Source organism: Streptomyces sp. VNUA24 (assembly GCF_029167005.1).
In the GTDB taxonomy this organism is placed as follows: Bacteria; Actinomycetota; Actinomycetes; order Streptomycetales; family Streptomycetaceae; genus Streptomyces; species Streptomyces scabiei.
The window spans coordinates 8,685,201-8,710,625 of record NZ_CP119143.1 but is presented as its reverse complement, the minus strand read 5'-3'; the positions used below and the strand labels follow the sequence as shown (position 1 = coordinate 8,710,625).

26 protein-coding genes are annotated in these 25,425 nt (G+C 71.6%); 10 read left to right on the top strand and 16 right to left on the bottom strand.

Annotated elements, in window-relative coordinates; genetic code table 11:
* Positions 1 to 153 precede the first annotated feature (153 nt).
* Positions 154 to 795, bottom strand: coding sequence for a DNA-3-methyladenine glycosylase (locus PYR72_RS37405; RefSeq protein WP_275459409.1), 642 nt, complete (start codon positions 793 to 795; stop codon positions 154 to 156).
* Positions 796 to 1,010: 215 nt separating this feature from the next.
* Between PYR72_RS37405 and PYR72_RS37400 the strand changes: the two genes are divergently transcribed.
* The 3 genes from PYR72_RS37400 (at position 1,011) to PYR72_RS37390 (ending at position 3,033) form a co-directional block, all read left to right on the top strand.
* Positions 1,011 to 1,793 (top strand): sporulation protein, encoded by a 783-nt coding sequence (locus PYR72_RS37400; protein ID WP_013004694.1) that lies wholly within the window; start codon positions 1,011 to 1,013, stop codon positions 1,791 to 1,793.
* A gap of 42 nt (positions 1,794 to 1,835) precedes the next feature.
* Positions 1,836 to 2,375 (top strand): YbhB/YbcL family Raf kinase inhibitor-like protein, encoded by a 540-nt coding sequence (locus tag PYR72_RS37395; RefSeq protein WP_275459408.1) that lies wholly within the window; start codon positions 1,836 to 1,838, stop codon positions 2,373 to 2,375.
* Between the two features lie 151 nt (positions 2,376 to 2,526).
* The gene (locus PYR72_RS37390; RefSeq protein WP_013004692.1) at positions 2,527 to 3,033 is read left to right on the top strand and encodes an HNH endonuclease; all 507 of its coding nucleotides are present in this window, start codon (positions 2,527 to 2,529) and stop codon (positions 3,031 to 3,033) included.
* A gap of 162 nt (positions 3,034 to 3,195) precedes the next feature.
* On the opposite strand, the gene PYR72_RS37385 is transcribed toward PYR72_RS37390, so the two are convergent.
* From PYR72_RS37385 to PYR72_RS37375, 3 genes are all read right to left on the bottom strand, one after another.
* Positions 3,196 to 4,143, bottom strand: a complete 948-nt coding sequence (locus PYR72_RS37385) for an SPFH domain-containing protein (protein WP_275459407.1) — start codon at positions 4,141 to 4,143, stop codon at positions 3,196 to 3,198.
* Between the two features lie 158 nt (positions 4,144 to 4,301).
* The gene (locus PYR72_RS37380; RefSeq protein WP_275459406.1) at positions 4,302 to 4,733 is read right to left on the bottom strand and encodes an NfeD family protein; all 432 of its coding nucleotides are present in this window, start codon (positions 4,731 to 4,733) and stop codon (positions 4,302 to 4,304) included.
* Positions 4,734 to 4,878: 145 nt separating this feature from the next.
* On the bottom strand, positions 4,879 to 5,670 hold the full coding sequence (locus PYR72_RS37375; protein ID WP_275459405.1) for an ABC transporter ATP-binding protein: 792 nt from the start codon (positions 5,668 to 5,670) through the stop codon (positions 4,879 to 4,881).
* Positions 5,671 to 5,820: 150 nt separating this feature from the next.
* Between PYR72_RS37375 and PYR72_RS37370 the strand changes: the two genes are divergently transcribed.
* Positions 5,821 to 6,606, top strand: coding sequence for a hypothetical protein (locus PYR72_RS37370; RefSeq protein WP_275459404.1), 786 nt, complete (start codon positions 5,821 to 5,823; stop codon positions 6,604 to 6,606).
* 418 nt (positions 6,607 to 7,024) lie between these two features.
* On the opposite strand, the gene chpE is transcribed toward PYR72_RS37370, so the two are convergent.
* The 3 genes from chpE to PYR72_RS37355 form a co-directional block, all read right to left on the bottom strand.
* Positions 7,025 to 7,273, bottom strand: a complete 249-nt coding sequence (chpE, locus tag PYR72_RS37365) for a chaplin ChpE (protein ID WP_059079463.1) — start codon at positions 7,271 to 7,273, stop codon at positions 7,025 to 7,027.
* Between the two features lie 157 nt (positions 7,274 to 7,430).
* The gene (locus PYR72_RS37360; RefSeq protein ID WP_275459403.1) at positions 7,431 to 8,072 is read right to left on the bottom strand and encodes a response regulator transcription factor; all 642 of its coding nucleotides are present in this window, start codon (positions 8,070 to 8,072) and stop codon (positions 7,431 to 7,433) included.
* Positions 8,065 to 9,210 carry a GAF domain-containing sensor histidine kinase gene (locus PYR72_RS37355; RefSeq protein WP_275459402.1) on the bottom strand — a complete coding sequence of 382 codons (1,146 nt, stop codon included), beginning with the start codon at positions 9,208 to 9,210 and terminating at the stop codon, positions 8,065 to 8,067. The genes PYR72_RS37360 and PYR72_RS37355 overlap by 8 nt, the downstream gene beginning before the upstream one ends.
* Positions 9,211 to 9,454: 244 nt before the next feature.
* On the opposite strand from PYR72_RS37355, the gene PYR72_RS37350 reads away from it, so the two are divergent.
* From PYR72_RS37350 to PYR72_RS37340, 3 genes are all read left to right on the top strand, one after another.
* A complete protein-coding gene (locus tag PYR72_RS37350) occupies positions 9,455 to 10,150 on the top strand; it encodes an SDR family NAD(P)-dependent oxidoreductase (protein WP_275459401.1) in 696 nt (231 codons plus the stop codon).
* Positions 10,147 to 11,301: an S-adenosylmethionine:tRNA ribosyltransferase-isomerase gene (locus PYR72_RS37345; RefSeq protein ID WP_275459400.1), complete on the top strand. Its 1,155-nt coding sequence runs from the start codon at positions 10,147 to 10,149 to the stop codon at positions 11,299 to 11,301. The genes PYR72_RS37350 and PYR72_RS37345 overlap by 4 nt, the downstream gene beginning before the upstream one ends.
* Positions 11,302 to 11,598: 297 nt before the next feature.
* The gene (locus tag PYR72_RS37340) at positions 11,599 to 12,264 is read left to right on the top strand and encodes a transglycosylase SLT domain-containing protein (protein ID WP_275459399.1); all 666 of its coding nucleotides are present in this window, start codon (positions 11,599 to 11,601) and stop codon (positions 12,262 to 12,264) included.
* A 79-nt stretch (positions 12,265 to 12,343) separates the two neighbouring features.
* Here PYR72_RS37340 and PYR72_RS37335 read toward each other — a convergent pair whose 3' ends face one another.
* Positions 12,344 to 14,845: an FHA domain-containing protein gene (locus tag PYR72_RS37335; protein WP_275459398.1), complete on the bottom strand. Its 2,502-nt coding sequence runs from the start codon at positions 14,843 to 14,845 to the stop codon at positions 12,344 to 12,346.
* A gap of 242 nt (positions 14,846 to 15,087) precedes the next feature.
* Between PYR72_RS37335 and PYR72_RS37330 the strand changes: the two genes are divergently transcribed.
* Positions 15,088 to 16,947, top strand: a complete 1,860-nt coding sequence (locus tag PYR72_RS37330) for a streptophobe family protein (RefSeq protein WP_275459397.1) — start codon at positions 15,088 to 15,090, stop codon at positions 16,945 to 16,947.
* Positions 16,948 to 17,098: 151 nt separating this feature from the next.
* Positions 17,099 to 18,307, top strand: coding sequence for a phosphoserine phosphatase SerB (gene serB / locus PYR72_RS37325; protein ID WP_275459396.1), 1,209 nt, complete (start codon positions 17,099 to 17,101; stop codon positions 18,305 to 18,307).
* A gap of 115 nt (positions 18,308 to 18,422) precedes the next feature.
* On the opposite strand, the gene PYR72_RS37320 is transcribed toward serB, so the two are convergent.
* From PYR72_RS37320 to PYR72_RS37305, 4 genes are all read right to left on the bottom strand, one after another.
* On the bottom strand, positions 18,423 to 18,941 hold the full coding sequence (locus PYR72_RS37320; protein ID WP_275459395.1) for a histidine phosphatase family protein: 519 nt from the start codon (positions 18,939 to 18,941) through the stop codon (positions 18,423 to 18,425).
* A 97-nt stretch (positions 18,942 to 19,038) separates the two neighbouring features.
* The gene (locus tag PYR72_RS37315; protein WP_275459394.1) at positions 19,039 to 19,254 is read right to left on the bottom strand and encodes a hypothetical protein; all 216 of its coding nucleotides are present in this window, start codon (positions 19,252 to 19,254) and stop codon (positions 19,039 to 19,041) included.
* A gap of 179 nt (positions 19,255 to 19,433) precedes the next feature.
* Entirely contained in the window at positions 19,434 to 19,550 is a 117-nt protein-coding gene (locus tag PYR72_RS37310) for an SGM_5486 family transporter-associated protein (protein WP_275459393.1), read from the bottom strand.
* 48 nt (positions 19,551 to 19,598) lie between these two features.
* Positions 19,599 to 20,969, bottom strand: a complete 1,371-nt coding sequence (locus tag PYR72_RS37305; protein ID WP_275459392.1) for an MFS transporter — start codon at positions 20,967 to 20,969, stop codon at positions 19,599 to 19,601.
* 70 nt (positions 20,970 to 21,039) lie between these two features.
* Here PYR72_RS37305 and PYR72_RS37300 point away from each other — a divergent pair, with 70 nt between their 5' ends.
* On the top strand, positions 21,040 to 21,735 hold the full coding sequence (locus PYR72_RS37300) for a FadR/GntR family transcriptional regulator (RefSeq protein ID WP_275459391.1): 696 nt from the start codon (positions 21,040 to 21,042) through the stop codon (positions 21,733 to 21,735).
* Here the strand turns inward: PYR72_RS37300 and PYR72_RS37295 are convergent.
* The 4 genes from PYR72_RS37295 to PYR72_RS37280 form a co-directional block, all read right to left on the bottom strand.
* The gene (locus PYR72_RS37295; protein WP_275459390.1) at positions 21,710 to 22,045 is read right to left on the bottom strand and encodes a hypothetical protein; all 336 of its coding nucleotides are present in this window, start codon (positions 22,043 to 22,045) and stop codon (positions 21,710 to 21,712) included. The two genes, PYR72_RS37300 and PYR72_RS37295, sit on opposite strands and share 26 nt — an antisense overlap.
* A 198-nt stretch (positions 22,046 to 22,243) precedes the next feature.
* Positions 22,244 to 23,011, bottom strand: a complete 768-nt coding sequence (fabI, locus tag PYR72_RS37290) for an enoyl-ACP reductase FabI (protein WP_275459389.1) — start codon at positions 23,009 to 23,011, stop codon at positions 22,244 to 22,246.
* 5 nt (positions 23,012 to 23,016) lie between these two features.
* On the bottom strand, positions 23,017 to 23,736 hold the full coding sequence (gene fabG / locus PYR72_RS37285; RefSeq protein ID WP_059079451.1) for a 3-oxoacyl-[acyl-carrier-protein] reductase: 720 nt from the start codon (positions 23,734 to 23,736) through the stop codon (positions 23,017 to 23,019).
* Between the two features lie 190 nt (positions 23,737 to 23,926).
* On the bottom strand, positions 23,927 to 25,423 hold the full coding sequence (locus PYR72_RS37280; RefSeq protein ID WP_275459388.1) for a hypothetical protein: 1,497 nt from the start codon (positions 25,421 to 25,423) through the stop codon (positions 23,927 to 23,929).
* Positions 25,424 to 25,425 lie beyond the last annotated feature (2 nt).

The window sequence follows — 25,425 nt, the reverse complement described above, 5'->3', positions numbered from 1 at the left end:
TAATTGAGTTCCGCGGGCTCGCATCAGGGCATGCCTGATGCGCCCCCGCTGAGGGGATGTCGTAGGTAGTGGGTTGGCCGCTCTCGGCTGCTGGCTGATCGCCGTAACCGGTTCAAGCGGCTCGGGCTACGTTACGGACCCCCCAGGGGCGAGTCAAGTTGAGCGCCGACGGGGGGCGTGTGCCCGGTAGGGGCTGACCGTCGGGTCGTCGGCGATCCAGAAGCGCCAGGGATGGACTCCGCCGTCGCCGGCGACACCGGTGCGAGGGCCACTGAGTACCTGGTCAGGACCGACGGGGGCGCCGGTCAGGACGGTGATGGGCGAGGCGTCCGACGCGCAGGCGTCCGTTCCGTCCAGGGCGCGGTCCACGTCCAGGGCCGTGGCCAGACGGGCAGGCCCTTTGGCCAGTTCCTTGTCATTTCGGGCTGAGATTCGACGTTTGCGGGCGAGGTCGACGCCCTCGGTGATCTCGCCCGCGCGCAGCAGGACCCCGCTCGCCCGCCCCTCGGGACCGCACACGAGGTTCATGCAGTGCCACATGCCATAGGTGAAGTAGACGTACACATGACCGGGCGGACCGAACATCACGTCGTTTCGGGCCGTGCGGCCCCGATAGGCGTGGGAGCCGGGGTCGTTGGCGCCGTCGTAGGCCTCGACCTCCGTGAGGCGCAGTTCGATCGGCCCGTCGGGCGTGATGCGTACGAGGACGCGTCCCAGGAGGTCCGGCGCCACCTCCAGTACGGGGCGGTCGAAGAACTCGCGGGCCAGGGGCGTACGGTCGGTGCTCGCGATCATGGCGTCCGAGCGTAGTCCAGACGGGTGCGTGCCGATGGGTGGCGGGAGGGCGTCCGCCTTGGAAGGGTGTGGGGCTGGAGGACGCGGAACCGGTCGACGCCGGTTTGCGTTGGTAGGGATCAAGGATCCACGCCATGCCGAGCGATCCACGCCACACAACACAGCAGAACCACACAGAACAGATATGCAGGCATTGCCTGACGGGAGGAACAGACATGGGGTTCAAGCGGCTGCTCGCGAGCCTGGGAGCCGGTGGGGCTTCGGTCGAGACGGTGCTGACCGAGGTCAATGTCGTCCCGGGCGGCGTCGTCCAGGGTGAGGTGCGGATCCAGGGCGGTTCCGTGGACCAGCAGATCGAGGGGCTGTCCGTGGGCCTGCAGGCCCGGGTCGAGGTGGAGGGCCAGGACGCGGAGTACAAGCAGGACATGGTGTTCACCAAGCAGCGGCTCGGTGGTGCCTTCGAGCTGAAGGCCGGGGCGGTCCATGTGGTGCCGTTCGGTCTGGAGATCCCGTGGGAGACGCCGGTCACCACCATCCAGGGCCACAGCCTGCCGGGGATGCACATCGGTGTGACCACCGAGCTGGAGATCGCGCGCGCGGTCGACTCCGGTGACCTGGACCCGATCAACGTGCACCCGCTGCCGGCGCAGCAGGCGATCCTGGACGCCTTCATCCAGCTGGGCTTCCGCTTCAAGAACGCGGACCTGGAGCGCGGCCACATCCGGGGCACCCGGCAGAAGCTGCCCTTCTACCAGGAGGTCGAGTTCTACCCGCCGCAGCAGTACCACGGCCTGAACCAGGTCGAGTTGAGCTTCGTCGCCGACGACCGCGAGATGGACGTCGTGCTGGAGATGGACAAGAAGCCGGGGCTGTTCAGCGAGGGCAGCGACTCGTTCCGTTCGTTCCGGGTGGGGCTGCACGACTACCAGGGCACGGACTGGGCCGCGTACCTGAACCAGTGGCTGTCGGAGGTCGGCAGCAAGCGCAGCTGGTTCTAGGCTCTGAGCACACCTACCCCGGATCCATCAGGAGGTACTGAGGTGACCGAGCCGAAGAGGCCGCCGCTCCCCCACGATTTCCACCCGGTCGTGCCGTCCTTCACGGTCGCGAGCGAGGACGTCGAGGCGGGTGCGATGCTCAAGGACGCCCAGGTCCACGCGGCGGGGAACACCTCGCCGCAGCTGAGCTGGGCGGGCTTCCCGCCCGAGACCAAGAGTTTCGCCGTGACCTGTTACGACCCGGACGCCCCCACGGGCAGCGGGTTCTGGCACTGGGTGGTGTTCGACATCCCGGCGTCGGTGACGGAGTTGCCGACGGGCGCGGGCTCGGGGAAGTTCGAGGGACTGCCCGAGGGTGCGGTCCAGGTGCGCAACGACTACGGGACGAAGGACTTCGGCGGGGCCGCGCCGCCGCCCGGGGATCCCGCGCACCGCTATGTGTTCACGGTGTACGCCGTGGATCAGGAGAAGCTCGGTCCCGACTCGGACGCCTCACCCGCGGTGGTCGGCTTCAACCTGCGGTTCCACACCTTGGCTCGTGCTCATCTCATCGGCGAGTACGCCGCTGAGGCGGAAAAGTAACGAAGCCGGACGTTCATTGAACGTTTGCCCGTCTCTGGTCTTGGAAGTGATCAGGGACGGGCATTTTTTATTGCGTTGTCCATCTCGGCGTGCCCGGCCAGAGTTGATCCAAGCCCGCCGGGGGGTGGGCTGGCACAGGAGGTGGGCTGGGATGCGGGACACGCTGGTACTGAACGCGAGCTTCGAGCCGCTGTCGACGGTGACGCTCAACCGCGCCGTCGTTCTGGTGCTGCAGGCCAAGGCCGTCGTCGAGCAGACCCACCCCGAACTGCGCATGCGGGGAGCCGAGGTCGACATACCGGCGCCCCGGGTGATCAGACTCTGCAGGTATGTCAGGGTGCCGTTCCGAAGACAAGCGCCCTGGTCCAGGCGGGGTGTCCTGGTACGGGACAGGCACAGGTGCGCGTACTGCGGGAGGCGGGCGACGACCGTGGACCACGTGGTGCCGCGCTCGCGGGGCGGCGGCGACACCTGGCTGAACACGGTGGCCTCCTGTGCCGAGGACAATCACCGCAAGGCCGACCGGACTCCGGAACAGGCGGGTATGCCGCTGCTGCGGCAGCCGTTCGAGCCGACGCCGGCCGACGCGATGCTGCTGTCGCTGGGACACGAGGACTACGACGCGCTGCCGGCCTGGCTGTCGCAAGGGGCCGCGTAGGGCCCCGCCGGTAAGGCCGTTGAGCGCCGTCGTGGCCTCTGTCATTTGCGGGCTGCGGGTCCGTTCTGGCTGATCGCGCAGTTCCCCGCGCCCCTCAAAGCAAAAGCCGAAAAGACATCGGGACCACCCTCTTCTTCGAGGGTGGTCCCGATGTCGTCTGCTCTAGTCGATCGCCGGCTTCTCGCGGCGGTCGCCGTTGCCGTCGGCGGGGCGGGGGACGGACGGGCCGCCGCCCAGGTTGCCGAAGTTGCCCATGGCGCCGGAGAGGCCCTTGAGGGCGTCGCCGATCTCGCTGGGGACGATCCAGAGCTTGTTGGCGTCGCCCTCGGCGATCTTCGGGAGCATCTGGAGGTACTGGTAGGACAGGAGCTTCTGGTCCGGGTCACCGGCGTGGATGGCCTCGAAGACCGTACGGACGGCCTGGGCCTCGCCCTCGGCGCGCAGGGCGGCGGCCTTGGCCTCACCCTCGGCGCGCAGGATCTGGGACTGCTTCTCGCCCTCGGCGGTGAGGATGGCCGCCTGCCGCGTACCTTCGGCGGTGAGGATCGCGGCGCGCTTGTCGCGGTCGGCGCGCATCTGCTTCTCCATCGAGTCCTGGATGGAGGTGGGCGGCTCGATCGCCTTCAGCTCGACGCGGTTGACGCGGATGCCCCACTTGCCGGTGGCCTCGTCGAGGACGCCGCGCAGGGCCGCGTTGATCTCCTCGCGGGAGGTCAGGGTGCGCTCCAGGTCCATGCCGCCGATGATGTTGCGCAGGGTGGTGACGGTGAGCTGCTCGATGGCCTGGATGTAGCTGGCGACCTCGTAGGTCGCGGCGCGGGCGTCGGTCACCTGGTAGTAGATGACGGTGTCGATGTTCACGACCAGGTTGTCCTGGGTGATCACCGGCTGGGGCGGGAACGGCACGACCTGTTCGCGGAGGTCGATCCGGTTGCGGATCGAGTCGATGAACGGGACGACGATGTTGAGGCCCGCGTTGAGGGTGCGGGTGTAGCGGCCGAACCGTTCGACGATGGCCGCGCTGGCCTGTGGGATCACCTGGATGGTCTTGATCAGGGCGATGAAGACCAACACCACCAGAATGATCAGGACGATGATGATCGGTTCCATCGTTGCTCCCCGTGCCCTTCTCCGCCGTGGCGCTTCCGGAAGATCTTATGCCTGTTCGGACTGTTGAAGATCTTGCTGGTCGAGTCTGGCAGAACACCGCCTGCCAGGTGGGTCGTTCAGGTCATTGCGTCATCGCCTCGTGACCGCGTCGTGCGAGGTCACATGACGATGGCCGTCGCTCCCTCGATCTCCACGACGTCCACTTCCTGACCCACCTCGTAGGCCGTGCCGGTGTCGAGTGCGCGGGCGGACCAGACCTCGCCGGCCAGCTTGATGCGGCCGCCCGAGCCGTCGACCCGTTCCAGGACGACGGCCTGTCTGCCCTTCAACGCGTCGATGCCGGTCGCGAGTTGGGGCCGCTGGGACCGGTGCCGGGCCGCGATGGGCCGTACGACCGCGATGAGCGCGACGGAGACGGCCGCGAAGACGAGGACCTGGAGGACCACGCCTCCGCCCAGCCCCGCGGTCGCGGCGCCGGCGACCGCGCCCAGGGCGAGCATGCCCAACTCGGGCATCGCGGTCACGACGAGGGCGATCCCGAGCCCGGCCGCGCCGATCAGCCACCACACCCATGCGTCGATGCTGTCCACGTCGGCCATGGTAGAACCGCGATCGGGCCGCCGAACAGAGCGCACGGTCAAAGATCACGTACAGAGTGGGTCCAAGTCGGTTGCTCCTGGGGCCGGTTGTGGCCCCAGGGCATTCGACTGGCCGGGGATCGCGGGAAGTCGGCGGTCAGGTGAGCGGCAGACCGTGGGCGGTCCAGCGCTCGCCGAGCTGGTCGACGACGAGCGGGAGGCCGAAGCAGAGGGAGAGGTTGCGGGAGGTGAGTTCCAGCTCCAGCGGGCCCGCGGCGAGGACCTTGCCCTGACGGATCATCAGGACGTGGGTGAAGCCCGGCGGGATCTCCTCGACGTGGTGCGTGACCATGATCATGGAGGGGGCGATCGGGTCGCGGGCGAGGCGGCCGAGCCGGCGGACGAGGTCCTCCCGGCCGCCGAGGTCGAGGCCGGCGGCCGGCTCGTCGAGGAGCAGCAGTTCGGGGTCGGCCATCAGGGCGCGGGCGATGAGGGTGCGCTTGCGCTCGCCCTCGGAGAGGGTGCCGAACTTGCGGTCGACGTACTCGGTCATGCCGAGGCGGTCGAGGAAGGCGCGGGCGCGCAGCTCGTCGATCTCCTCGTAGTCCTCGTTCCAGGTGGCGGTCATGCCGTACGCGGCGGTCAGGACGGTCTGCAGGACCGTCTGGCGCCGGGGGAGCTTCTCCGCCATGGCGATGCCCGCCATGCCGATGCGGGGGCGCAGTTCGAAGACGTCGACCTTGCCGAGGGTGTCACCGAGGATCGTGGCGGTGCCCTTGCTGGGGTAGAGGTAGCTGGACGCGATGTTCAGGAGGGTGGTCTTGCCCGCGCCGTTCGGACCGAGGATGGCCCAGCGCTCGCCCTCCTTGACCGACCAGGAGACCTGGTCCACCAGAGCCCGGCCCTCGCGGACCACGGATACGTCCTCCAGCTCCAGAACATCGCTCATGAGCGCGCTGTCTCCCCTTGCAGTGTCGGCCTGTCTCGGCTGTCGCGTACGCCTGTGGTCGGAGCCACCGCCGGGTGGGCGCAGCCCATGGGGAAATCTACGCCACCGGTCGGGCGGTCCATCCCCTCGGTCGGTCCTTAGGGTGGGGGCATGCTCTCGGAACCGCGCTCTGGACGCCTTGCCTCGTGGGGAAACGCCCTTCTTGCCGGACTTGTCTCGCCCGATGACGCGGTGCTCGCGATCGTCGGGGAGGACGCCGTGCACCGGGTCGAGGGGCTGCCCGGTGAGTCGGGGCCGGTCGGACTGACGCTCGCGCTGGGGCGTCTGCGGGCGCTGGGGGCGCGCGGGCTGCGCGTCGCGCTGCCGGCGGCGGGGCATCCGCTGGGGCTGAGCGGGCCGCCGGAGTTCAACAAGCGGGCGCTGGAGGCGGAGGAGGCGGTCGTCTGCCACGGGGGTGCGCTGGGGCTGGTGCCGGAGGTGCACACGGCCGGGCGGGCCGGTGACGAGCACGTGGAGGTCGTCTGGCACTGCCTGGAGGTGCGGGAGGCGCCGCCGGCCGACGTGCCGTCCCTGGGGGAGGCCGAGCGGGAGTTGGCGGAGGCGTTGCGGGAGGCGACGGCGGTGTTGTCGCGACTGGACGTGGCCGCGTCCGGGCCGGTGGCGGAGGCGGCGATCGACGCGTACCGCGCACGGGCCGAGCGGGGCCGGGAGGTGCTGGCGCCCGGGTATCCGCCGCGTGCGGTACGGGTGCTGGAGCTGGCGCAGCGGGTGGGGCTGCTGATCTCCGTGGCGTACGAGAACGGGCACGGCGGGGCCGTGAGCGCATCCGAGATGGCTTCCCGGAGCGCCGCACTGCGGCCGGTGGAACGGACGGCCCGGCGGGCGCAGGTGGCGGCGTACAACGCGTTCGTGGAGGAGCGGGAGCGCGGGCGCTAGCCGGGCGAGGGTCGGGCGCTGGCCGGGCGGGAGCGCGGGCGCTGGCCGGGCGGGGGTGCGGTGAGCCTTGGCTGTGCGTTGGCCGGCGGCTGCGGCTGGGCGGGGGTCGGCTGCGCAACTCGGCGCTGCGAGGTGCCGCTGCGCCCACCCGTGCCGCCCCGGCGGCACGACTGCCCGCAGTTGGGACGGCTGAACGGGGACGTCGGGGGGGGCCTGGACGTCGAGGCCGGAGGTGACGCCCGGGGAGCCCGCGGCCGCGCTGTCCGCCGAGGAGTCGGCGACGGCGGCGACGGTGGCGCCGGAGGTGGCACGGAGGGGCGGCGCGAACGGTCCGTCCGGCGCATGGGCGCGACAACCTGACCGGCCCTCCAGGGATGCCTGGAGGGCCGGTGGTCACTGGTGCTCCGGGGCGGGAACGTCAGTGGTTGACGCCCAGGTTGCCGAAGGCCGGGTTCAGGGCGCCGATGACGTTCACGCTGTTGCCGACCACGTTCACGGGGACGTGGACGGGGGCCTGGATGACGTTGCCCGAGACGACACCCGGCGAGCCGATGGCCTTGCCGTCGGCGTGCGCCCCGCCGTCGGTGGCGGAGGCCATGCCGGCACCGGCGGCGACGAGGCCACCGGCCACCATCGTGACAGCGGCGGCCTTCTTCAGGTTCTTCACGGTGAGCCCTTCCTAGCGGTCGCTGCGGCGGTCGCACGCAGCACGCACTGAAGAACGGCGGGACCCACCCGAGGATGCGCCACCCGGGGGACATACACCCGACAGTATGAATCTCAGCCCGGCGCGGAACCTTTCGTATTGCCGGACGGTCCGATCCTCATCCCGCCATACCGTGGCGTACCGCCCACAGCGCGGCCTGCGTGCGGTCCGCCAGGTCGAGCTTCATCAGGATGTTCGAGACGTGGGTCTTCACCGTCTTCTCGGAGAGGACCAGAGCGCGGGCGATCTCGCGGTTGGAGCGCCCGTCGGCGATCAGACCGAGCACCTCCCGCTCCCGCTCGGTGAGGGAACTTCCCCTGCCCTGGCCCGAGTTGGCCTCCTCCTGGGACAGCAGCGCGTCGGCGACCTCCGGCTGCAGCAGGATGTGTCCCGCGTACACCGAACGGATGGCGCCGGCGAGCGCGTCGGGGTCCACGTCCTTGTAGACGTACCCGGCGGCTCCGGCGCGCAGGGCCGGGACGACCGTGCGCTGCTCGGTGAAGCTGGTGACGATGAGCACGCGCGCGGGGTTGGCGAGTTCCCGGAGCCTGCGCAGGGCGGCGACGCCGTCCATGACCGGCATCTTGACGTCCATCAGGACGACGTCGGGCCGGAGCTCCTCGGCGCGGGCGACTCCCTCGGCGCCGTCGGCGGCCTCTCCGACGACCTCTATGTCGTCCTGCACCTCCAGGAAGGTGCGCAGGCCGCGCCGGACCACCTGGTGGTCGTCGACCAGCAGCACCTTGATCGTCTCAGCCACCGGGGACCTCCATCTCGATCGTGGTGCCCTTTCCGGGCGCCGATTCCACGGTCAGCCGGCCGCCGACCCCGCTCGCCCGGTCGCGCATGGAGACCAGACCGAGGTGGCGTCCCGCGTGGCGCACGGCCTGGGTGTCGAAGCCGATGCCGTCGTCCGTGACGCGCAGGACGGCTCCGCCGCCCCGGCGGTCGAGGGTGACGTCCACCCGCTCGGCCCGAGCGTGCCGCAGGGCGTTGTGCAGGGCCTCCTGGGCGACCCGCAGCATGGCCTCCTCCTGGGCGGCGGGCAGCGCGCGGGCGCCGCGGCCGGAGAAGGTGACGCGGGCGCTGTGGGCGCGGTCCAGGACGTGGATCTGGGTACGCAGGGTGGCGGCCAGGCCGTCCTCGTCGAGCCCGGCGGGGCGCAGCTCGACGACGGCGGCACGCAGTTCGTCGGCGGCCTCGGCGGCGAGGGCGGCGACCTGCTGGAGTTCGCCCTTGGCCCGGGAGGGGTCGCGGTCCACGAGGGCGGCGGCGGCCTGGGCGGTCAGGCGCAGGGAGAACAGCTTCTGGCTGACGGCGTCGTGGAGTTCGTGGGCGAGCCGGGAGCGCTCCTCGGCGATGGTCAGTTCACGGCTGCGCTCGTAGAGGCGGGCGTTGGTCAGGGCGATCGCGGCGTGCTGGGCGAGGATCGACAGCAGGTCCTCGTCGTCCTCGGTGAAGCCGCAGCCGCCCTCGGGCCTGGGGCACCGCTTGTTGGCGAGGAACAGGGCGCCGATGACCTCGTCGCCGTCGCGGATCGGCAGGCCCAGGAAGTCGACCAGGTCGGGGTGGGCGCTCGGCCAGCCCTCGAAGCGGGGGTCCTCGCGGACGTCGGCCAGCCGCTCGGGGGTGGCCTCGTGGAGCATGGCGGCGAGGATGCCGTGCTGGCGCGGGAGGGGGCCGATGGCCTTCCACTGGGCGTCGCTGACCCCGTCGACGACGAACTGGGCGAAGCCGCCGTGGTCGTCGGGGACGCCGAGCGCCGCGTACTCCGCGTCGAGCAGCTCCCGCGCGGAGGCGACGATCGTCTTGAGGACGTCGCGCACCTCCAGGTGCCTGCTCATGGCCAGCAACGCGGCGCTCACCGCGGCGAGGCCGGATCGTGGACCGTGACTCATGAGCTCACCGTACCGGCGGGGTCCGGCACCGCGGATCGGACCGCCGGGGGTCTCCTGCGGGGCCTCGGACCTAGGCCGCGGTCCTACGACCGTGCCTAGGTCCCGGGGGTCGGGCCGGCGGCCTAGGGCGAAGGGCCCCGGTGCTCTGCGGCCCGCGCACGAGGCGGCGGGACCGGTCCCGTTCCTACGTTGGGATCACCGCCGCCCGGGTCGGGTGGCGGCCGAGGACGAGGGGACGGATGTCATGCCCGTAGCGATCATCACGGGGGCTTCGAAGGGGCTGGGCCGGGCGCTGGGCGCGGCGCTGGCGGAGCGCGGCTGGGATCTGGTGCTGGACGCCAGGACCCCCGGGGCCCTGAAGGAGGCGGCGGCGGAGCTGTCGGCGTACGGGACGCGGGTGGAGGCACTGCCGGGCGACGTGACCGACGCGGGTCACCGGGCCGGGCTGGTGGCGGCGGCCCGGGCGCTGGGCGGGGTGGACCTGCTGGTGAACAACGCGAGCGCGCTGGGTGCCGAGCCGCTCGTACGGCTGGAGGAGCTGGCCCTGGACGGGCTGCGGCGGGCCCTGGAGGTCAATGTGGTCGCGGCGCTGGGGCTGGTCCAGGAGGCGCTGCCGCTGCTGCGGGCGTCGGGGGCGGGCTCGGTGATCGACGTCAGTTCGGACGCGGCGGTCGAGGCGTACGGGACGTGGGGCGGGTACGGGGCCTCGAAGGCGGCGCTCGACCAGCTGTCGGCGGTGCTGGCCGAGGAGGAGCCGGGGCTTCGGGTGTGGGCCGTCGATCCCGGGGACATGGGCACGGATCTGTACGCGGCGGCCGTACCGGACGACGACGACCCGCGGCCGAGCCCGGAGAGTGTGGTGCCGGCGTTTCTGCGGCTGCTGGACGAGCGGCCGGTCAGTGGCCGCCACGCGGCTCCGTCCCTGCTGGAGGGGCGATGACGACGGCGGCGGTACGGGTGCCGGAGGGGCTGCACGCGCGGGTGCCCGCCGAGCAGCGCGGTCCGGGGCTCGACCGGGACGGCGTACGGCTGATGGTCTCGCGGGGCACGGAGGTGTCGCACCACGCGTTCGCGGCGCTGCCGCGGCTGCTGGGGGCGGGGGACCTGCTGGTGGTCAACACCTCGCCGACGCTGGCGGCGGCGGTGGACGGGACGGTCGGGGACGCGCGCGTGGTGGTGCATTTCTCCACACGGGGCGACGACGGGCGGTGGGCGGTGGAGCTGCGGGATCCGGACGGGCGCGGCACCACGCGCGTGCGCGCGGGCGGTCCGGCGGGGACGCGGGTGCGGCTCCCGTGTGACGTGTGGCTCGTCCTGGAGGAGCCGCTGAGCGCGCGCGGCGAGCGGCTGTGGTGGGCCAGGGTGCTGCTGCCGTCGCCGGAGTCCGCCGCGTCCTCCGCGTCGCCGGGGCCCTCGGCGGCCTCGGAGGCCGTCGCCGAGGTGCTGCGGGAGCACGGGCGGCCCATCCGGTACTCCTATACGGAGCGGGACCAGCCGTTGTCCGTCTACCAGACGGTGTTCGCGTTGCCGTCGCGGGACGGGGCGGGCAGCGCCGAGATGCCGAGTGCGGGGCGGCCGTTCACGGCGCGCATGGTGGCGGAGCTGGTGAGCCGGGGGGTGCAGTTCGCGCCGGTCACGCTGCACACCGGGGTGGCGTCGGCGGAGGCGCACGAGCCGCCGTATCCGGAGCGGTTCACGGTGCCCGAGGCGTCGGCGCGGCTGGTCAACGCGGCGAGGGCGGGCGGCCGGCGGGTGATCGCCGTGGGGACGACGGCGGTGCGGGCCGTGGAGTCGGCGGCGGGGTCCGACGGTGTCGTACGGGCCCGGGACGGCTGGACGGATTTGGTGGTGACGCCGGAGCGCGGGGTGCGGGTGGTGGACGGGCTGCTGACCGGGCTGCACGAGCCGGAGGCGTCGCATCTGCTGATGCTGGAGGCGGTCGCCGGGCGGCCGGCGATCGACCGTGCGTACGAGGCGGCGGTCGAGGGGCGTTATCTGTGGCACGAGTTCGGGGACGTGCACCTCGTCCTGCCGGGGATCCCGCCCGTGCACGGCCCTCACGGAGCGCATTGCGACAGCAACTGCCCGTGAAGCGCGGGGCGAGGCCGTGTGAGCCCGCCCATAGGGTGCGCATCACGTACGAACCTGCCTAGGAGAGGGATAAGGGCGGTTTGAGCGGGAAGGACGCGTTGGTCTGTCCCGTTTTGCCCTTTCCGGTTCAACTAAGCAGCATCGTACGTCACACCTTTGCCACACGATTTTGCGGCCGCTAAGAATTGCTGCTGTCGCTCGACGCCGCGGGTCGCCCCGCGGCGTTTGTGCTGGAACAGCAATGTCCCCACCCGGCACGAGAGCGACCTCCGCGCTATTCGAAGAGGTCCCTCACTCATGCTCAAGAACGCCAAGAACCCCGGCCACAGTCTCGCGCTGACCAAGACCCACAAGCTCTCGCTCGCCGGTGTGGCCACCTTCGGTGTCGCCGCCCTCGCGTTCTCGCTGGTGCCGGCCGAGGCTCAGACCGCCACGCAGACCGTGTCCGCGGCTCCGGCGGCGTTCAGCCAGAACCCGGCCCAAGCCGCGAAGGTCAGCGTCACGAACCAGGCCGCCGACGCCGACAAGAAGGCCGCCGTGGCCGCCGCGCAGAAGAAGGCCGCCCAGGAACGCGCCAAGAAGGAGGCCGCGAGCCGGGCCGCCCAGCGCGCCAAGATCGCCAAGGCCGCCGCCAAGTCGTACCCGAACAACCTCGACGGCTGGATCCGCGAGGCGCTCGACATCATGAAGAAGCACAAGATCCCGGGCACGTACCACGGCCTGCACAAGAACATCATGCGGGAGTCCTCGGGCAACCCGAACGCCATCAACAACTGGGACATCAACGCCCAGAACGGCGTCCCGTCGATCGGTCTGCTGCAGGTCATCAAGCCGACCTTCGACGCCTACCACGTCCCGGGTACGAAGAAGAGCCAGTACGACCCGGTCGCCAACCTGACGGCCGCCGCGAACTACGCCGCCCACCGCTACGGCTCGATCGACAACGTCAACAGCGCGTACTGAGGCCCGCGCGGGACCTCTGAGAACGTGGAAGGGCGGCACCCGGTGCGGGTGCCGCCCCTCGTTCGTCAGTGGCCGCCGGTCACTTCCGCATGACCTCCGGCTCGTGGCGGCGCAGGAAGCGGGCCACGAGGACTCCGCAGATCACGCCGAGCACGATGAGAGCGATCATGTCCAGACTGTAGGCGCCGACCGTGTGGTTCCACAGCGGGTCGGTGTCCCCCGCCTCCTTCGGCGGGCTGATGTTGTTGAAGTCCAGCGTGGCACCGGCGGCGGCGACCGCCCAGCGCGAGGGCATCAGGTACGAGAACTCGTTGACGCCGGGGCTGCCGTGCAGGGCGAAGAGGCAGCCGGTGAAGACGACCTGGACGATCGCGAACATCACCAGCAGCGGCATGGTCTTCTCGGCGGTCTTCACCAGCGAGGAGATGACCAGGCCGAACATCATGGACGTGAAGCCGAGCCCCATGATCGGGATCGACATTTCGAGCATGACGGCGACCTTGCCCTCGCCGAAGATCAGGGACTCGTCCGGGATGGTCCGGCTGGAGAACCCGATCGCGCCGACCATGGCGCCCTGGAACACCGTGACCGCGCCCAGGACGATCACCTTGGACATCAGGTACGCCGAGCGCGACAGACCGGTGGCCCGCTCCCGCTCGTAGATCACCCGTTCCTTGATCAGCTCTCGGACGGAGTTGGCGGCGCCCGCGAAGCACGCGCCGACCGCCAGGATCAGCAGCACCGTGGTGGCCGTGCCGTTGGGGATGGGCAGGCCGGTCGCCTTGTTCACCCCCCGCACCAGCAGGTCCTTGTCCGGGTCGATGAGCAGGCTCACCGCGCCGAGCACGGCCGGCAGGATCACCGTCAGCGCCAGGAAGCCCTTGTCGGAGGCGATGACGGAGACATAGCGCCGGACCAGGGTGCCGAGCTGTGACATCCAGCTCTGCGGCTTCGGCGGGCGCATCGCCTGCGGCGGCGGCATGTGCACCGACTGCGGGGCGACGGCGTCGATGTCCGCGGCGTACATCTGGTAGTGCTGCGAGCCCTTCCAGCGGCCCGCCCAGTCGTAGTCGCGGTAGTTCTCGAAGGCGGAGAAGACGTCGGCCCAGGTCTCGTAGCCGAAGAAGTTCAGCGCCTCCTCGGGCGGACCGAAGTACGCCACCGAGCCGCCCGGAGCCATCACCAGGAGCTTGTCGCAGATCGCCAGCTCGGCGACCGAGTGGGTGACCACCAGGACCGTGCGGCCGTCGTCGGCGAGGCCGCGCAGCAGCTGCATGACGTCGCGGTCCATGCCCGGGTCCAGACCGGAGGTCGGCTCGTCCAGGAAGATCAGCGACGGCTTGGTCAGCAGCTCCAGGGCGACCGAGACGCGCTTGCGCTGGCCTCCGGAGAGCGAGGTGACCTTCTTGTCCTTGTGAATGTCGAGCTTCAGCTCGCGCAGCACCTCGTCGATGCGGGCGTCACGCTCGGCGGCCGTGGTGTCGGCCGGGAAGCGCAGCTTGGCCGCGTACTTGAGGGCCTTCTTGACGGTCAGCTCCTTGTGCAGGATGTCGTCCTGCGGGACCAGACCGATGCGCTGCCGCAGCTCGGCGAACTGCTTGTACAGGTTCCGGTTGTCGTAGAGGACGTCGCCCTGGTTGGCCGGGCGGTAGCCCGTGAGCGCCTTCAGCAGGGTGGACTTGCCGGAGCCGGAGGGGCCGATGACCGCGATCAGCGACTTCTCCGGGACACCGAAGGAGACGTCCTTCAGGATCTGCTTGCCGCCGTCGACGGTGACCGTCAGATGGCGCGCGGAGAAGGAGACGTCACCGGTGTCGACGAACTCTTCCAGGCGGTCGCCGACGATACGGAACGTCGAGTGGCCGACGCCGACGATGTCGTTCGGGCCGAGGAGGGCCGTTCCGCCCTTGGCGATCGGCATACCGTTGACGAACGTGCCGTTGTGCGAACCGAGGTCGCGGATCTCGAAGCGCCCGTCGGGCGTCGCGTGGAACTCGGCGTGGTTGCGCGAGACCTGGAGGTCGGAGACCACCAGCTCGTTCTCCAGCGCACGGCCGATGCGCATGACCCGGCCGAGCGACAGGTGGTGGAACGTGGTCGGGCTGCGGTCGCCGTAGACCGGCGGCGCCCCCGCGCCACCACCGGGGCCCTGCTGGTGCGGGACCTGTGCCTGCGGCTGCTGCCAGCCCGCCTGCGGAGCCTGCTGCTGCGGGGCCTGCTGGCCGGCGTATCCGGCGTTCGCGCCCTGCGCCGCGTAAGGCTGCTGCTGGGGCTGCGCCACGGACGCGGCGGTGCCGGAGAGGCTGAGTCTCGGGCCGTCGGTCGCGTTGCCCAGGTGCACGGCCGAGCCGGGACCGATCTCCAGCTGGTGGATCCGCTGCCCCTGCGCGAAGGTGCCGTTGGTGCTGCCGTGGTCCTCGATCACCCAACCACGGCCGCTGAAGCTGATCGTGGCGTGACGCCAGGACACCCTGGCGTCGTCGAACACGATGTCTCCCTGCGGATCACGTCCGAGGGTATATGCCCTGGACGGATCGAGCGTCCAGGTTTGTCCGTTCAATTCCAGTACGAGTTCCGGCACTCCATGCCCCACTGAGTTGTCCCCCGAATTACCCCCGTCACAGGGAGTCTAGGGATGTCGAACATCGGGGGGAACTATTTCAGGCTCGGCCCCCTGACCGAAAGTCGGGCCTTGTGAAGAGTGCGTACGGGGGTCGTCGGCCGGTCCCGTTGACGGGGTTGAAACCGGGCCGGAGAGTGGTAATCCCACGCGAGAGGGACATCGGCGGTCCAACGCCGCGATGCGGATCGGGGGGTCCGACCATGAGCGACCGAAATGCCGGCCGGGGCGGCGGGGTGCCGTGGGGGGACGTCGTGTTCTCCGCGATCGCCTCCGTGAGCTGGGCGTTGATCGGAATGGCGGGTACGGCGGCGCTCGGCCTGCATCTGCTGGAGGCCGACACCGCGGGCGAACTCGGGCCCATGACAGCGGCGGTCGTGGCGCTGGGGGCAGGTGGGTCGGTGACCCCGTCCGGCGACGTGTCCGTCTTCGGCCTGGAAGGCGCGCAGGCCACCACCTCCATCGAGATCACGCCACTGGGTGTCTCGCTGGTGGGAGCACTGCTGCTGGCCTGGTTCTTCCTGCGGTCCCTGCGGGGCGCGGGAGTTGTCGTCACCGCCGGCGAACTCCTCGCGCGGGCAACGGCGGTGCTCGCGCTCTTCGTGGCGCTGATGGGCGGGCTGGCCTGGGCCGGGCACGCCGTCGTCACCCTCGACGGTGACCGTCTGGGGCTCGACGGCGCGCTGCCGGGCGGCGGCGCCCTCGACGACGTGGGGATCCCCGGGCTCGGCGACATCGGGGACATCGGCGGCGGTCTGCTGCCGGACCGGCTGGGCGACCTGGCCGACGCGCGGGCCCATGTCGGCTTCACCGTCGACGCCGTGCCGACCCTCCTCGGCGGCCTGACCTGGTGCGCTTGCGTGCTGCTCGTCGCCCTGGCGGCCTCGCGGCACACCCCGCTGCCGCCCGCCCTGGACGCGCTGCACCGCGTCGTACGGCCCGCCGTGTCCGCCGTGGTCTCCGTGCTGCTGGTGGCGGTCCTGGCCGGGCTCGCGGCGGCGGCGTACGCGGCGACCGGCGACCCGCATCCGCGACGGATCGCCGGCGCGGCCCTCCTCGGCGCGCCCAACGGCGTCTGGCTGGGCGTCCCCCTCGGCCTCCTCGTCCCCTTTGACGGCAGGGCCACCGGCGCGCTCGCCACCCTCCTGCCCGACCCGCTCGACGAGCTGCTGCGCGTCGACGCGGGCGAACCCGTCACGCTCGGCCGCCTCGCCGAACTGGACGACAGAGTCTGGCTGTTGGGCCTCGCGGCCGCGCTGATGATGGTGTACGCGGGAGTCCTCACCGCCGTCCGTACGCCTTTCGTACGGCGGACCGCTGCCGCCGCTGCCGGTGACGGGTCGGGTGCGGATGTACGGGGCGGGGGCGTCCTCGGCTTCGTGGGGAACTGCGCTCTTCGGCTGGGCCTCGCGACGGCGGTGGCGCTGCCGCTGCTCGTACGGCTGACGGAGGTGTCGGTGGACGCCTCGCTGGGTCTGTTCGGCATCGACGCGTTCGACGCGGGCGTCGAGCTGCGCGGGCAGGCCGCGGCGGCGCTGGTGCTGGGCGCGCTGTGGGGCGCGGGTGCGGGGGCCGTCGGGGCGTCGCTGGCCTGCGCGACGCGCACCGCGGGGCTGCGGGCCACGCCGTGGGCGCGCGGGGACGCCGGTGCCGGGCGGGCCGGGGGCTCAGCGGCCGCGGGGGCGGCCTCCCTCTCGGGACCGTACACGCCGGGCATGCCGTACCGGCCGCCCAACCCCGACACCAATCCTTATCTGCGGCTGCCGGAGGAGTTGCGCGAGACGCGGGAGACGAGAGGGGCGCGGGAGGCCCGGGAGGCGTGGGGGCCGGGCGGGGGCGAGAGCGGTGCCGGAGGTCCGGGGGCGCCGCCCGATGTGTACGGGGCGCCCACGGTGGCGCGGCGGTTCACACCCCCGCCGCGACGGCCCGGGCAGCGGCCGGGATCAGGAGCAGGGTCGGGGTCGGGGTCGAGCGTCTGGCCCGCCCCGCCACCACCACCGGAGGAGGGGCCGCCGCCTCCGCCGCCTCCGTCACGGGGGCCCCAGGGGCCCCGGGGCCGGTGAGATGCCGGCGACGGGAGTGGTCCGGGCGGGCGCTCCCTGGGTGTCGTACACGATCCGGGCGGGCGTCGACCGACCGTAACCCAGTGTTCTCCGTCCGCTGGGCGGACCTCAGGGGCAAAAGGCACGGGACGCCGGATACGGTGGGAACATCATGAGCGCTTCGCAGATCTCCTCTGACGTCCCCACTCTCCTCGTCAAGATCTTCGGCAAGGACCGGCCGGGCATCACCGCCGGGCTGTTCGACACCCTCGCCGCGTACTCCGTCGACGTGGTCGACATCGAGCAGGTCGTCACCCGTGGCCGGATCGTGCTGTGCGCGCTCGTGACCGAGCCGCCCGCCGGGCAGGAGGGCGACCTGCGGGCGACCGTCCACAGCTGGGCGGAGTCGATGAGGATGCAGGCGGAGATCATCTCCGGTCTGGGCGACAACCGTCCCCGCGGACTCGGCCGCTCGCACGTCACGGTGCTGGGCCACCCGCTGACCGCCGAGTCCACCGCCCGCATCGCCGCCCGGATCACGGCGACCGGCGGCAACATCGACCGTATCTTCCGGCTCGCCAAGTACCCGGTGACGGCCGTCGAGTTCGCGGTCTCCGGTACGGAGCCGGAGACGCTGCGGACCGCGCTGGTCACCGAGTCGGTGGCGCTGGGCGTGGACGTGGCCGTGGTCGCGGCGGGGCTGCACCGGCGGGCGCAGCGGCTGGTGGTCATGGACGTGGACTCCACCCTCATCCAGGACGAGGTGATCGAGCTCTTCGCCGCGCACGCCGGGTGTGAGAAGGAGGTCGCCGAGGTGACCGAGGCCGCGATGCGCGGCGAGCTGGACTTCGAGCAGTCGCTGCACGCGCGCGTGGCGCTGCTGGAGGGCTTGGACGCCTCGGTGGTGGAGAAGGTGCGCAGCGAGGTGCGGCTCACGCCGGGGGCGCGCACGCTGATCCGCACGCTGAAGCGGCTGGGTTTCCAGGTCGGTGTCGTCTCGGGCGGGTTCACCCAGGTCACGGACGATCTCAAGGAGCGGCTGGGGCTCGACTTCGCGCAGGCCAACACCTTGGAGATCGTGGACGGCAGGCTCACCGGCCGGGTGGTCGGGGAGGTCGTGGACCGGGCGGGCAAGGCGCGGCTGCTGCGCCGGTTCGCCGCCGAGGCGGGGGTGCCGCTGGCCCAGACCGTGGCGATCGGTGACGGCGCCAACGACCTCGACATGCTGAACGCGGCCGGGCTGGGGGTCGCCTTCAACGCCAAGCCGGTGGTCCGCGAGGCCGCGCACACCGCGGTGAACTTCCCCTTCCTCGACACCGTGCTGTACCTCCTCGGCGTGACCCGCGAAGAGGTCGAGGCGGCGGACACGCACGACGAGTAGTGGGGCGTATGCGGCACGGAGGCCCGGCACCGAAGGGGTGCCGGGCCTCGGTCGTGCCGTGTGCGGTGTTGCCGGGTGCCGTGTTGCCGGGTGCCGGTGGGCTGCCGGGGCGGGGTTACTCCGTCGGCGCCCAGTAGTCGGCGAGGGTGGCGACGCCCGGCTCCAGGCTCTTCCAGGCGCCCTCGAAGGAGAGCACCGCGAAGGCGGCGGCGGGGAATCCGTGGCGGTTCAGGCGCGTGCGGGTGTCGCCCTCGGCGCTGCCCGCGAGGATGTCGGCGAGGCTCTGGATCCCGGGGTTGTGTCCGATCAGGACCACGTTCCGGGCGTCGTCCGGGGTCTCGTTGAGCAGGGCGATCAGCTCGCCGGGCGAGGCCTCGTAGATCCGCTCCTCGTAGACCGTTTTCGGCCGCTCGGGCAGTTCGTGGACGGCCAGCTTCCAGGTCTCGCGGGTTCTGACGGCGGTGGAGCAGAGGGCAAGGTCGAGGGGGATGCCGGAGTCGGCCAGCTTGCGCCCGGCGACGGCGGCGTCCGTGCGGCCCCGGTCGGCGAGCGGCCGCTCGTGGTCGGAGACCTGTGGCCAGTCGGCCTTCGCATGCCGGAAGAGGACGATCCTGCGGGATTCTGCGACGCTCATGCGTCCCAGCTTCGCACGAAACAGGCCATGGGGCGCAGGGAGTTGAAGTGCGGATACCCGGCACCGGTACTGGTGATTCCGGTGGGCCGGTCGGTCGTCACCGCGCGTGGCCCGGCAGCACCTGGCGTATGAGCTCCAGGAGGTGGGTGATCGCGGGATCGCCGCCCGCCGCCTGGGCCTGGGCGGGGTTGAGGATCATCAGCAGGAGGGTGACGAAGCCGAGGGCGGGCAGGGCGAGCGCCCACCAGGGGAGCCGGAAGTCGACACCGGCTGCGGGCGCCGGGTGGGGCCGGGTGTGCGTACGGGCCGACATGCCGCCTCCGTGGTCTGGGAGTCCTCGTGGCCCGGTCCTCCGTGGGCCCTCGCGGGTCCCCTGCGGCCACATCTCGACGTTACGGACCGCGAGCGGTCCGGCCCATCAGGTGATCCACCCACTTCACCCTGAGACTCACCCCCTAGGGGACGGGGGGTTAACCCCACCCCGCGGCGGGGTCACGGTGACGCGAGGGCGGCGATGATCCCGATGACGACGAAGATGGCGAGGAACGAGCCGAAGACCAGGAGCATCTTCTTCTGGCCGTTCTGGGGGTTCGGGTCGAGCACTGGCATGGGCCCAGTCTCGCACCCCGGGTCCCGGGCGGGGCCGCCGGGGGCGCGTCAGCGGGCCGCCTCGTCCTCGACGACCCGGTTCCGGCCCGCGAGGAGGCCCGCCGCCATCTGCGGGATCATCAGGGCGGCCATGAGGGCGAGGGGCAGCCCCCAGCCGCCGCTGTGCTGGTAGAGGACGCCGACCAGGAGCGGGCCGGGGATCGAGATGAGGTACCCGGTGCTCTGCGCGAAGGCGGACAGCTGGGCCACCCCCGCACCGCTCCTGGCCCGCATGCCGACCATGGTGAGGGCCAGCGGGAAGGAGCAGTTGGCGATGCCGATCAGTACGGCCCAGGCCCAGGCTCCCCCGGCCGGGGCGGCGTACAGGCCGGCGTACCCGAGGAGCCCGCAGACTCCCAGGCCGACCACGATGGGCCCCTGGTGCGGCAGCCGGCCGGCGAGCCGGGGGATCACGAAGGCCAGCGGTACGCCCATCACCATCGTGACGGCCAGCAGCAGCCCCGCCTCGCCCGCCGGGACCCCGGCGTCCCGGAAGATCTGCGCCATCCAGCCCATCGTGATGTAGGCGGCGGTGGCCTGGAGTCCGAAGAACACGGCGAGTGCCCGGGCGGTGCCGCTCCGGGTGACGCGGACGGTCCCCTCCTCGCGCGCGGGGGCCGGCCCGGCCGTGTGCGGGGAGCGGTCGCGGACGAAGGGCAGCCAGGGCAGCACCGCGGCCGCCGCGAGGCCGGCCCACACCGCGAGGCCGGTCTGCCAACCGCCGCCCAGGGCCGCCGTCATGGGCACGGTGACGGCCGCGGCGGTGGCGGTGCCGAGGGAGAGGGCCATGGAGTAGAGGCCGGTCATGGTGCCGATCCGGTCCGGGAACCAGCGCTTGACGATGACCGGCATCAGGACGTTGCTGACGGCGATGCCCATCAGGGCGAGGGCGCTCGCGGCCACGAAGCCCGCCGTGCCGCCGGCGTACGGCCGCAGCAGCAGACCTCCGGCGATCGCGGCCATGCCGGCGCAGACGACGGCGGCCGGGCCGAAGCGGCGGGCGAGCCGGGGCGCCATGACGCCGAAGACGGCGAAGCAGAGCGGCGGCACGGAGGTGAGGAGGCCGGCGACGCTGCCGCTCATACCGAGCCCGGCGCGCGCCTCTTCGAGGAGGGCGCCGAGGCTGGTGATGGCGGGGCGGAGGTTGAGGGCCGTCAGGACGATGCCGACGACCAGCAGCCGTGCGGTCCACGCGCGCGTACCGCGCGTCGGGCCCTCGGGTGCGGGGCCGCCGTCCGGTGCGGGGCGTACGGGCACGCCCCGTTCGGATGTCGTACGTCCCCGTGCCGCTGCCGGTACCGACGGCGATGTCGCCGCCGGTATCGGTGCCGCCGCCGGTGTGGGTGTCAGGGTCTCCTCGCTCGCCATGACACCCATCATAGAATCATAGGATGATTGGTTGTCCATGGGTCGGACTCCCCCGGTCGGCCCGCGCGTGCGAAGGTGTGCCATGCCGCTGAGCCATCCCCGCCGATCGGCGCTGTCCGAGCAGGTCATCGCCGCCCTGCGGAACCAGATCACCTCGGGCGAGTGGCCGGTCGGCTCCCGCATCCCCACCGAGCCCGAACTGGTCGAACAGCTGGGCGTCGCCCGGAACACGGTCCGCGAGGCCGTCCGCGCGCTCGCGCACAACGGGCTGCTCGACATCCGCCAGGGCTCCGGCACCTATGTCGTCGCCACCAGCGAACTCGCGGGCGTGATGCACCGCCGCTTCGCCGGCGCCGACCCGACCCACATCGCCGAGCTGCGCTCCGCCCTGGAGTCGAGCGCCGCCGGGCTCGCCGCCGAGCGGCGCACCGAGAAGGACCTCAAGCAGCTGGACGCGCTCCTCGTGCGCCGGGAGGAGGCGTGGGCCTCGGGCGACGCGGAGGCGTTCGTGGCCGCCGACGCGACCTTCCACATGGCGGTCGTGGCCGCCTCCCACAACGACGTCGTCACGACGGTCTACGCGGACCTGGGCGAGGTCCTGCGGGACTGGCTGCGCGGTGACGTGGGCGAGGAGCTGAGGCCGGAGACGCACATGGACCACTCCCGGCTGGTGGACGCCATCCGCGCGGGCGACACCGCGACCGCGGCGGCGGAGGCGGCCGGGTACCCCTTCCACTGCCGCCCGGGGCGGGTCAGCCCTCCCCCCGCCGATGGCTGAACCACACCGAGCGGACCTCCTTCCAGCAGCGCCCGGCGAGCCGCACGGTCTGCGCCGGTCCCGCCGCGACGGCGGCGCTGTCGCTGTCGATGTCCCACCAGCGCGCGCACTCGATGTGCAGCCGGACGCGGTCGACGGAGGCGTAGGGGTTGTAGCAGTGCGCCGTCACCCGGGAGCCGGTGACGGTGCTGCGGCAGGCCGCGCCGAACGGGTCGGGCCTGTCGGCCGGACGCGCCTCGGACGGGAGGGCGGGGAGGAGAGCCAGGGCGAGGGCGAGGACCGCCGGGGCGATGCTGCGGAAGACGCGCACAAGGGGACCTCCTCAGGCCGAGCGGCTGAGCGGTACAGCTCCAATGTGCGGGGCACCGGGCCCCGGCGCCCCGCCGGCTGGGCCGAACGAGTGATCGTCCCCGGGAAGAGGAGTACGGCGAGGGCGCGCACCCGAATGGATGCGCGCCCTCGTACGCCGGTGGAGCCAGGCGTATGCCGATGGAGCCGGACGGCGGTGCTACGCGCCGATCGCGTGCAGCCCGCCGTCGACGTGGATGATCTCGCCGGTGGTCTTCGGGAACCAGTCGCTGAGCAGCGCGACGACACCGCGGCCGGCCGGCTCGGGGTCCTTGAGGTCCCACTCCAGCGGCGAACGGTCGTCCCACACCGCGGCCAGCTCGCCGAAGCCCGGGATGGACTTGGCGGCCATCGAGGCGAGGGGGCCGGCGGAGACGAGGTTGCAGCGGATGTTCTGCTTGCCCAGGTCACGCGCCATGTACCGGCTGGTGGCCTCCAGGGCGGCCTTGGCCGGGCCCATCCAGTCGTACTGCGGCCAGGCGTACTGCGCGTCGAAGGTGAGGCCGACGACCGAGCCGCCGTTCTGCATCAGCGGCAGGCAGGCCATGGTCAGCGACTTCAGGGAGTACGCCGAGACGTGCATCGCGGTGGCGACGGACTCGAACGGCGTGTTCAGGAAGTTGCCGCCGAGGGCGTCCTGCGGGGCGAAACCGATGGAGTGGACGACGCCGTCGAGGCCGCCCAGCTCCTCGCCGACGATGTCGGCCAGCCGCCCGAGGTGCTCGTCGTTGGTGACGTCCAGCTCGATGACCTTGGTCGGCTTGGGGAGCTTCTTGGCGATGCGCTCGGTCAGCGTGGGCCGCGGGAACGCGGTCAGGATGATCTCCGCGCCCTGCTCCTGGGCCAGTTTGGCGGTGTGGAAGGCGATGGAGGACTCCATCAGCACACCGGTGATCAGGACGCGCTTGCCTTCGAGGATTCCGCTCATGGTGATCAGTGACCCATTCCCAGTCCGCCGTCTACGGGGATGACGGCTCCAGTGATGTACGAGGCGTCGTCCGAGGCGAGGAACCGCACCGTCGCGGCGATCTCCTCGGGCTGTGCGTAACGGCCGAGCGGCACCTGCTTCACGATGCCCGCGCGCTGCTCGTCGGTGAGCACCTTGGTCATGTCGGTGTCGACGAAGCCGGGCGCGACGACGTTGAAGGTGATGTCACGCGAACCCAGCTCACGGGCGAGGGAGCGCGCGAAGCCGACCAGGGCGGCCTTGGAGGCGGCGTAGTTGGCCTGCCCGGGCGAGCCGTAGAGGCCCACGACCGAGGAGATGAGGACGACGCGCCCCTTCTTGGCCCGCAGCATGCCGCGGTTGGCGCGCTTGACCACCCGGAAGGTGCCCGTGAGGTTGGTGTCGATGACCGAGGTGAAGTCCTCCTCGGACATGCGCATCAGGAGCTGGTCCTTGGTGACGCCGGCGTTGGCGATCAGGACCTCCACGGGGCCGTGCACGGCCTCGATCTCCTTGTATGCCTGCTCCACCTGCTCGGGGTCGGTGATGTCGCACTTGACCGCCAGGCAGCCCAATTCGGTGAGGGCGGCCGGCGGCTCCCCGGAGCGGTACGTGATGGCGACCTTGTCGCCGGCGTCGGCGAACGCGCGGGCGATGGCGAGGCCGATGCCCCGGTTGCCTCCGGTGACGAGAACCGAGCGGCTCAACGGATCACCCTTTCCATAGGGGTCTGACACACCCGCCCGAAAACCTCGATGACAGGCGGCTTCTCCGAAAACCTATCGGTCCGTCCCCCGCGAAGGGCATTCGGGCACCGACAGTGGGAGACAGCCAGTGCTGTGGGATCCCTACATGCCTGACGTCAGCGGCGACCGGTGACGCGGTGCCACCGGTTTCTCACATGTCCCCGGTCCAGCGCTGATCCGCCCCGGCCAGTTCGTCGCACAGGATGTGCAGAGTGCGGTCGAACAACACCCCCCGATGCGACAACACGTTCCGGGCCAGGACGAGCTGCTCCAGCAGCCGTCGATCCTCGACAGGGAGGTTGAGGTGGCCCTGGCGGCAGGCACGGAGCAGGGGTCCGACCTCGATGGTGCGGAACACCTCCTGCGCGCGGGCGCGGTATCCGGCCGGAGGCCGCTCGACATAGCGGTCGATCAGCTCGGCCAGGGGTCTGGTCGCCGCGGAGAGGGCGCGCGATGCCACACGCCGGCGAGCCTCCTCGATCCAGGGCAGCAGCACCCGCGCCTGGGCCTGGCTGACAAGGATCTTCAAGTGGTCCGAGCGACTCCGATCGCCGCACCAGACCACCGGATGGACGCGTGAGCGGCCGTCCCAGGCCTGCAGCAGCCCGCGTGCCCAGGCCGGGCGCAGCCCGGTCGCCGGCCGGTGCCCGGAGCCGACGCCCGAGAGAACGGTCAAGGGCTCCTCCGGCGGGACCGCCCGCACGCCGTCCAGGCACGCCCGCAGGCTGTCCTCCAGCGTGCCTTGGCTGCCGTCCCAGCGCCCGGCCAGTCGCCAGCCGAGCACGGGATCGGGCCCGCACACCTCGCTCACCACCTCGTCGCGGACGGCGCGCAGGATGCGGTCGCGAGGCATCTCGCCGCGTCGGCGGGTGTCGCGGGAGGCGTCGGCGGCCACGGCCGAGACGACCGTCGCGCTGTCGAGCCGATCGACCGTCCCCCACCACCAGTGCACGGCCGAGGTGGCCAGGTCGAGTTCGAGTTCGTCGGGAAACCGGGGCGGAAGGTCGTCGACTCGGGCCGTCACCAGCAGCCGGGGACGGTTCTCGGGCGGCAGACCTGCCTGTTTCGCCGCCGCGTTGAGCGAGCGGATGAGACGGGCCACCTCCCGGCCGCGCTCCTGCTCCGGATCGCCGGAGGCCGCGCTTGCCGCCGACTCCTCCCATGCCCGGACGCCGATCACCGGCCGCCATCGCCGGTCGGGGTCCACGAGGGTGTCGACGGCCTCCCTGGGAGGCACGGACAGTTCCTCGGCCAGCCGGGCGAGGAGTCCGGACTCCGGCGCTTCTGGTGCATCAGTGAGTCGTGGCGCGCTGCGCTGGCGCGGGAGGACCGGCTCCCGTCCGAGGTCGAACCCGTCGTCGTAGTCCTCCAGGAGGGGCAGATCGTCCAGGGCCCAGCCTGTCTGCTCGGGAAAAACTTCCAGGGGCGGGACCGACAACGTCTCCGACTCGGAGCGTGCCGGTATGTCGAGGCGATCGGGTGCCGCGCAGAGCGCCACATGGTGCAGTTCCTCGGCGTAGCCTCCCTCGACCAGGTCGTCCGGGAGCAGCCAGAGGCAATGAATGCCTGCCGCCAGATCAGCCGCGATCCTGCTGATCTGGCGCCGCACACCAGGCAGTTCGGACAGCGCTCGGGCGCTGAGCTCCACGC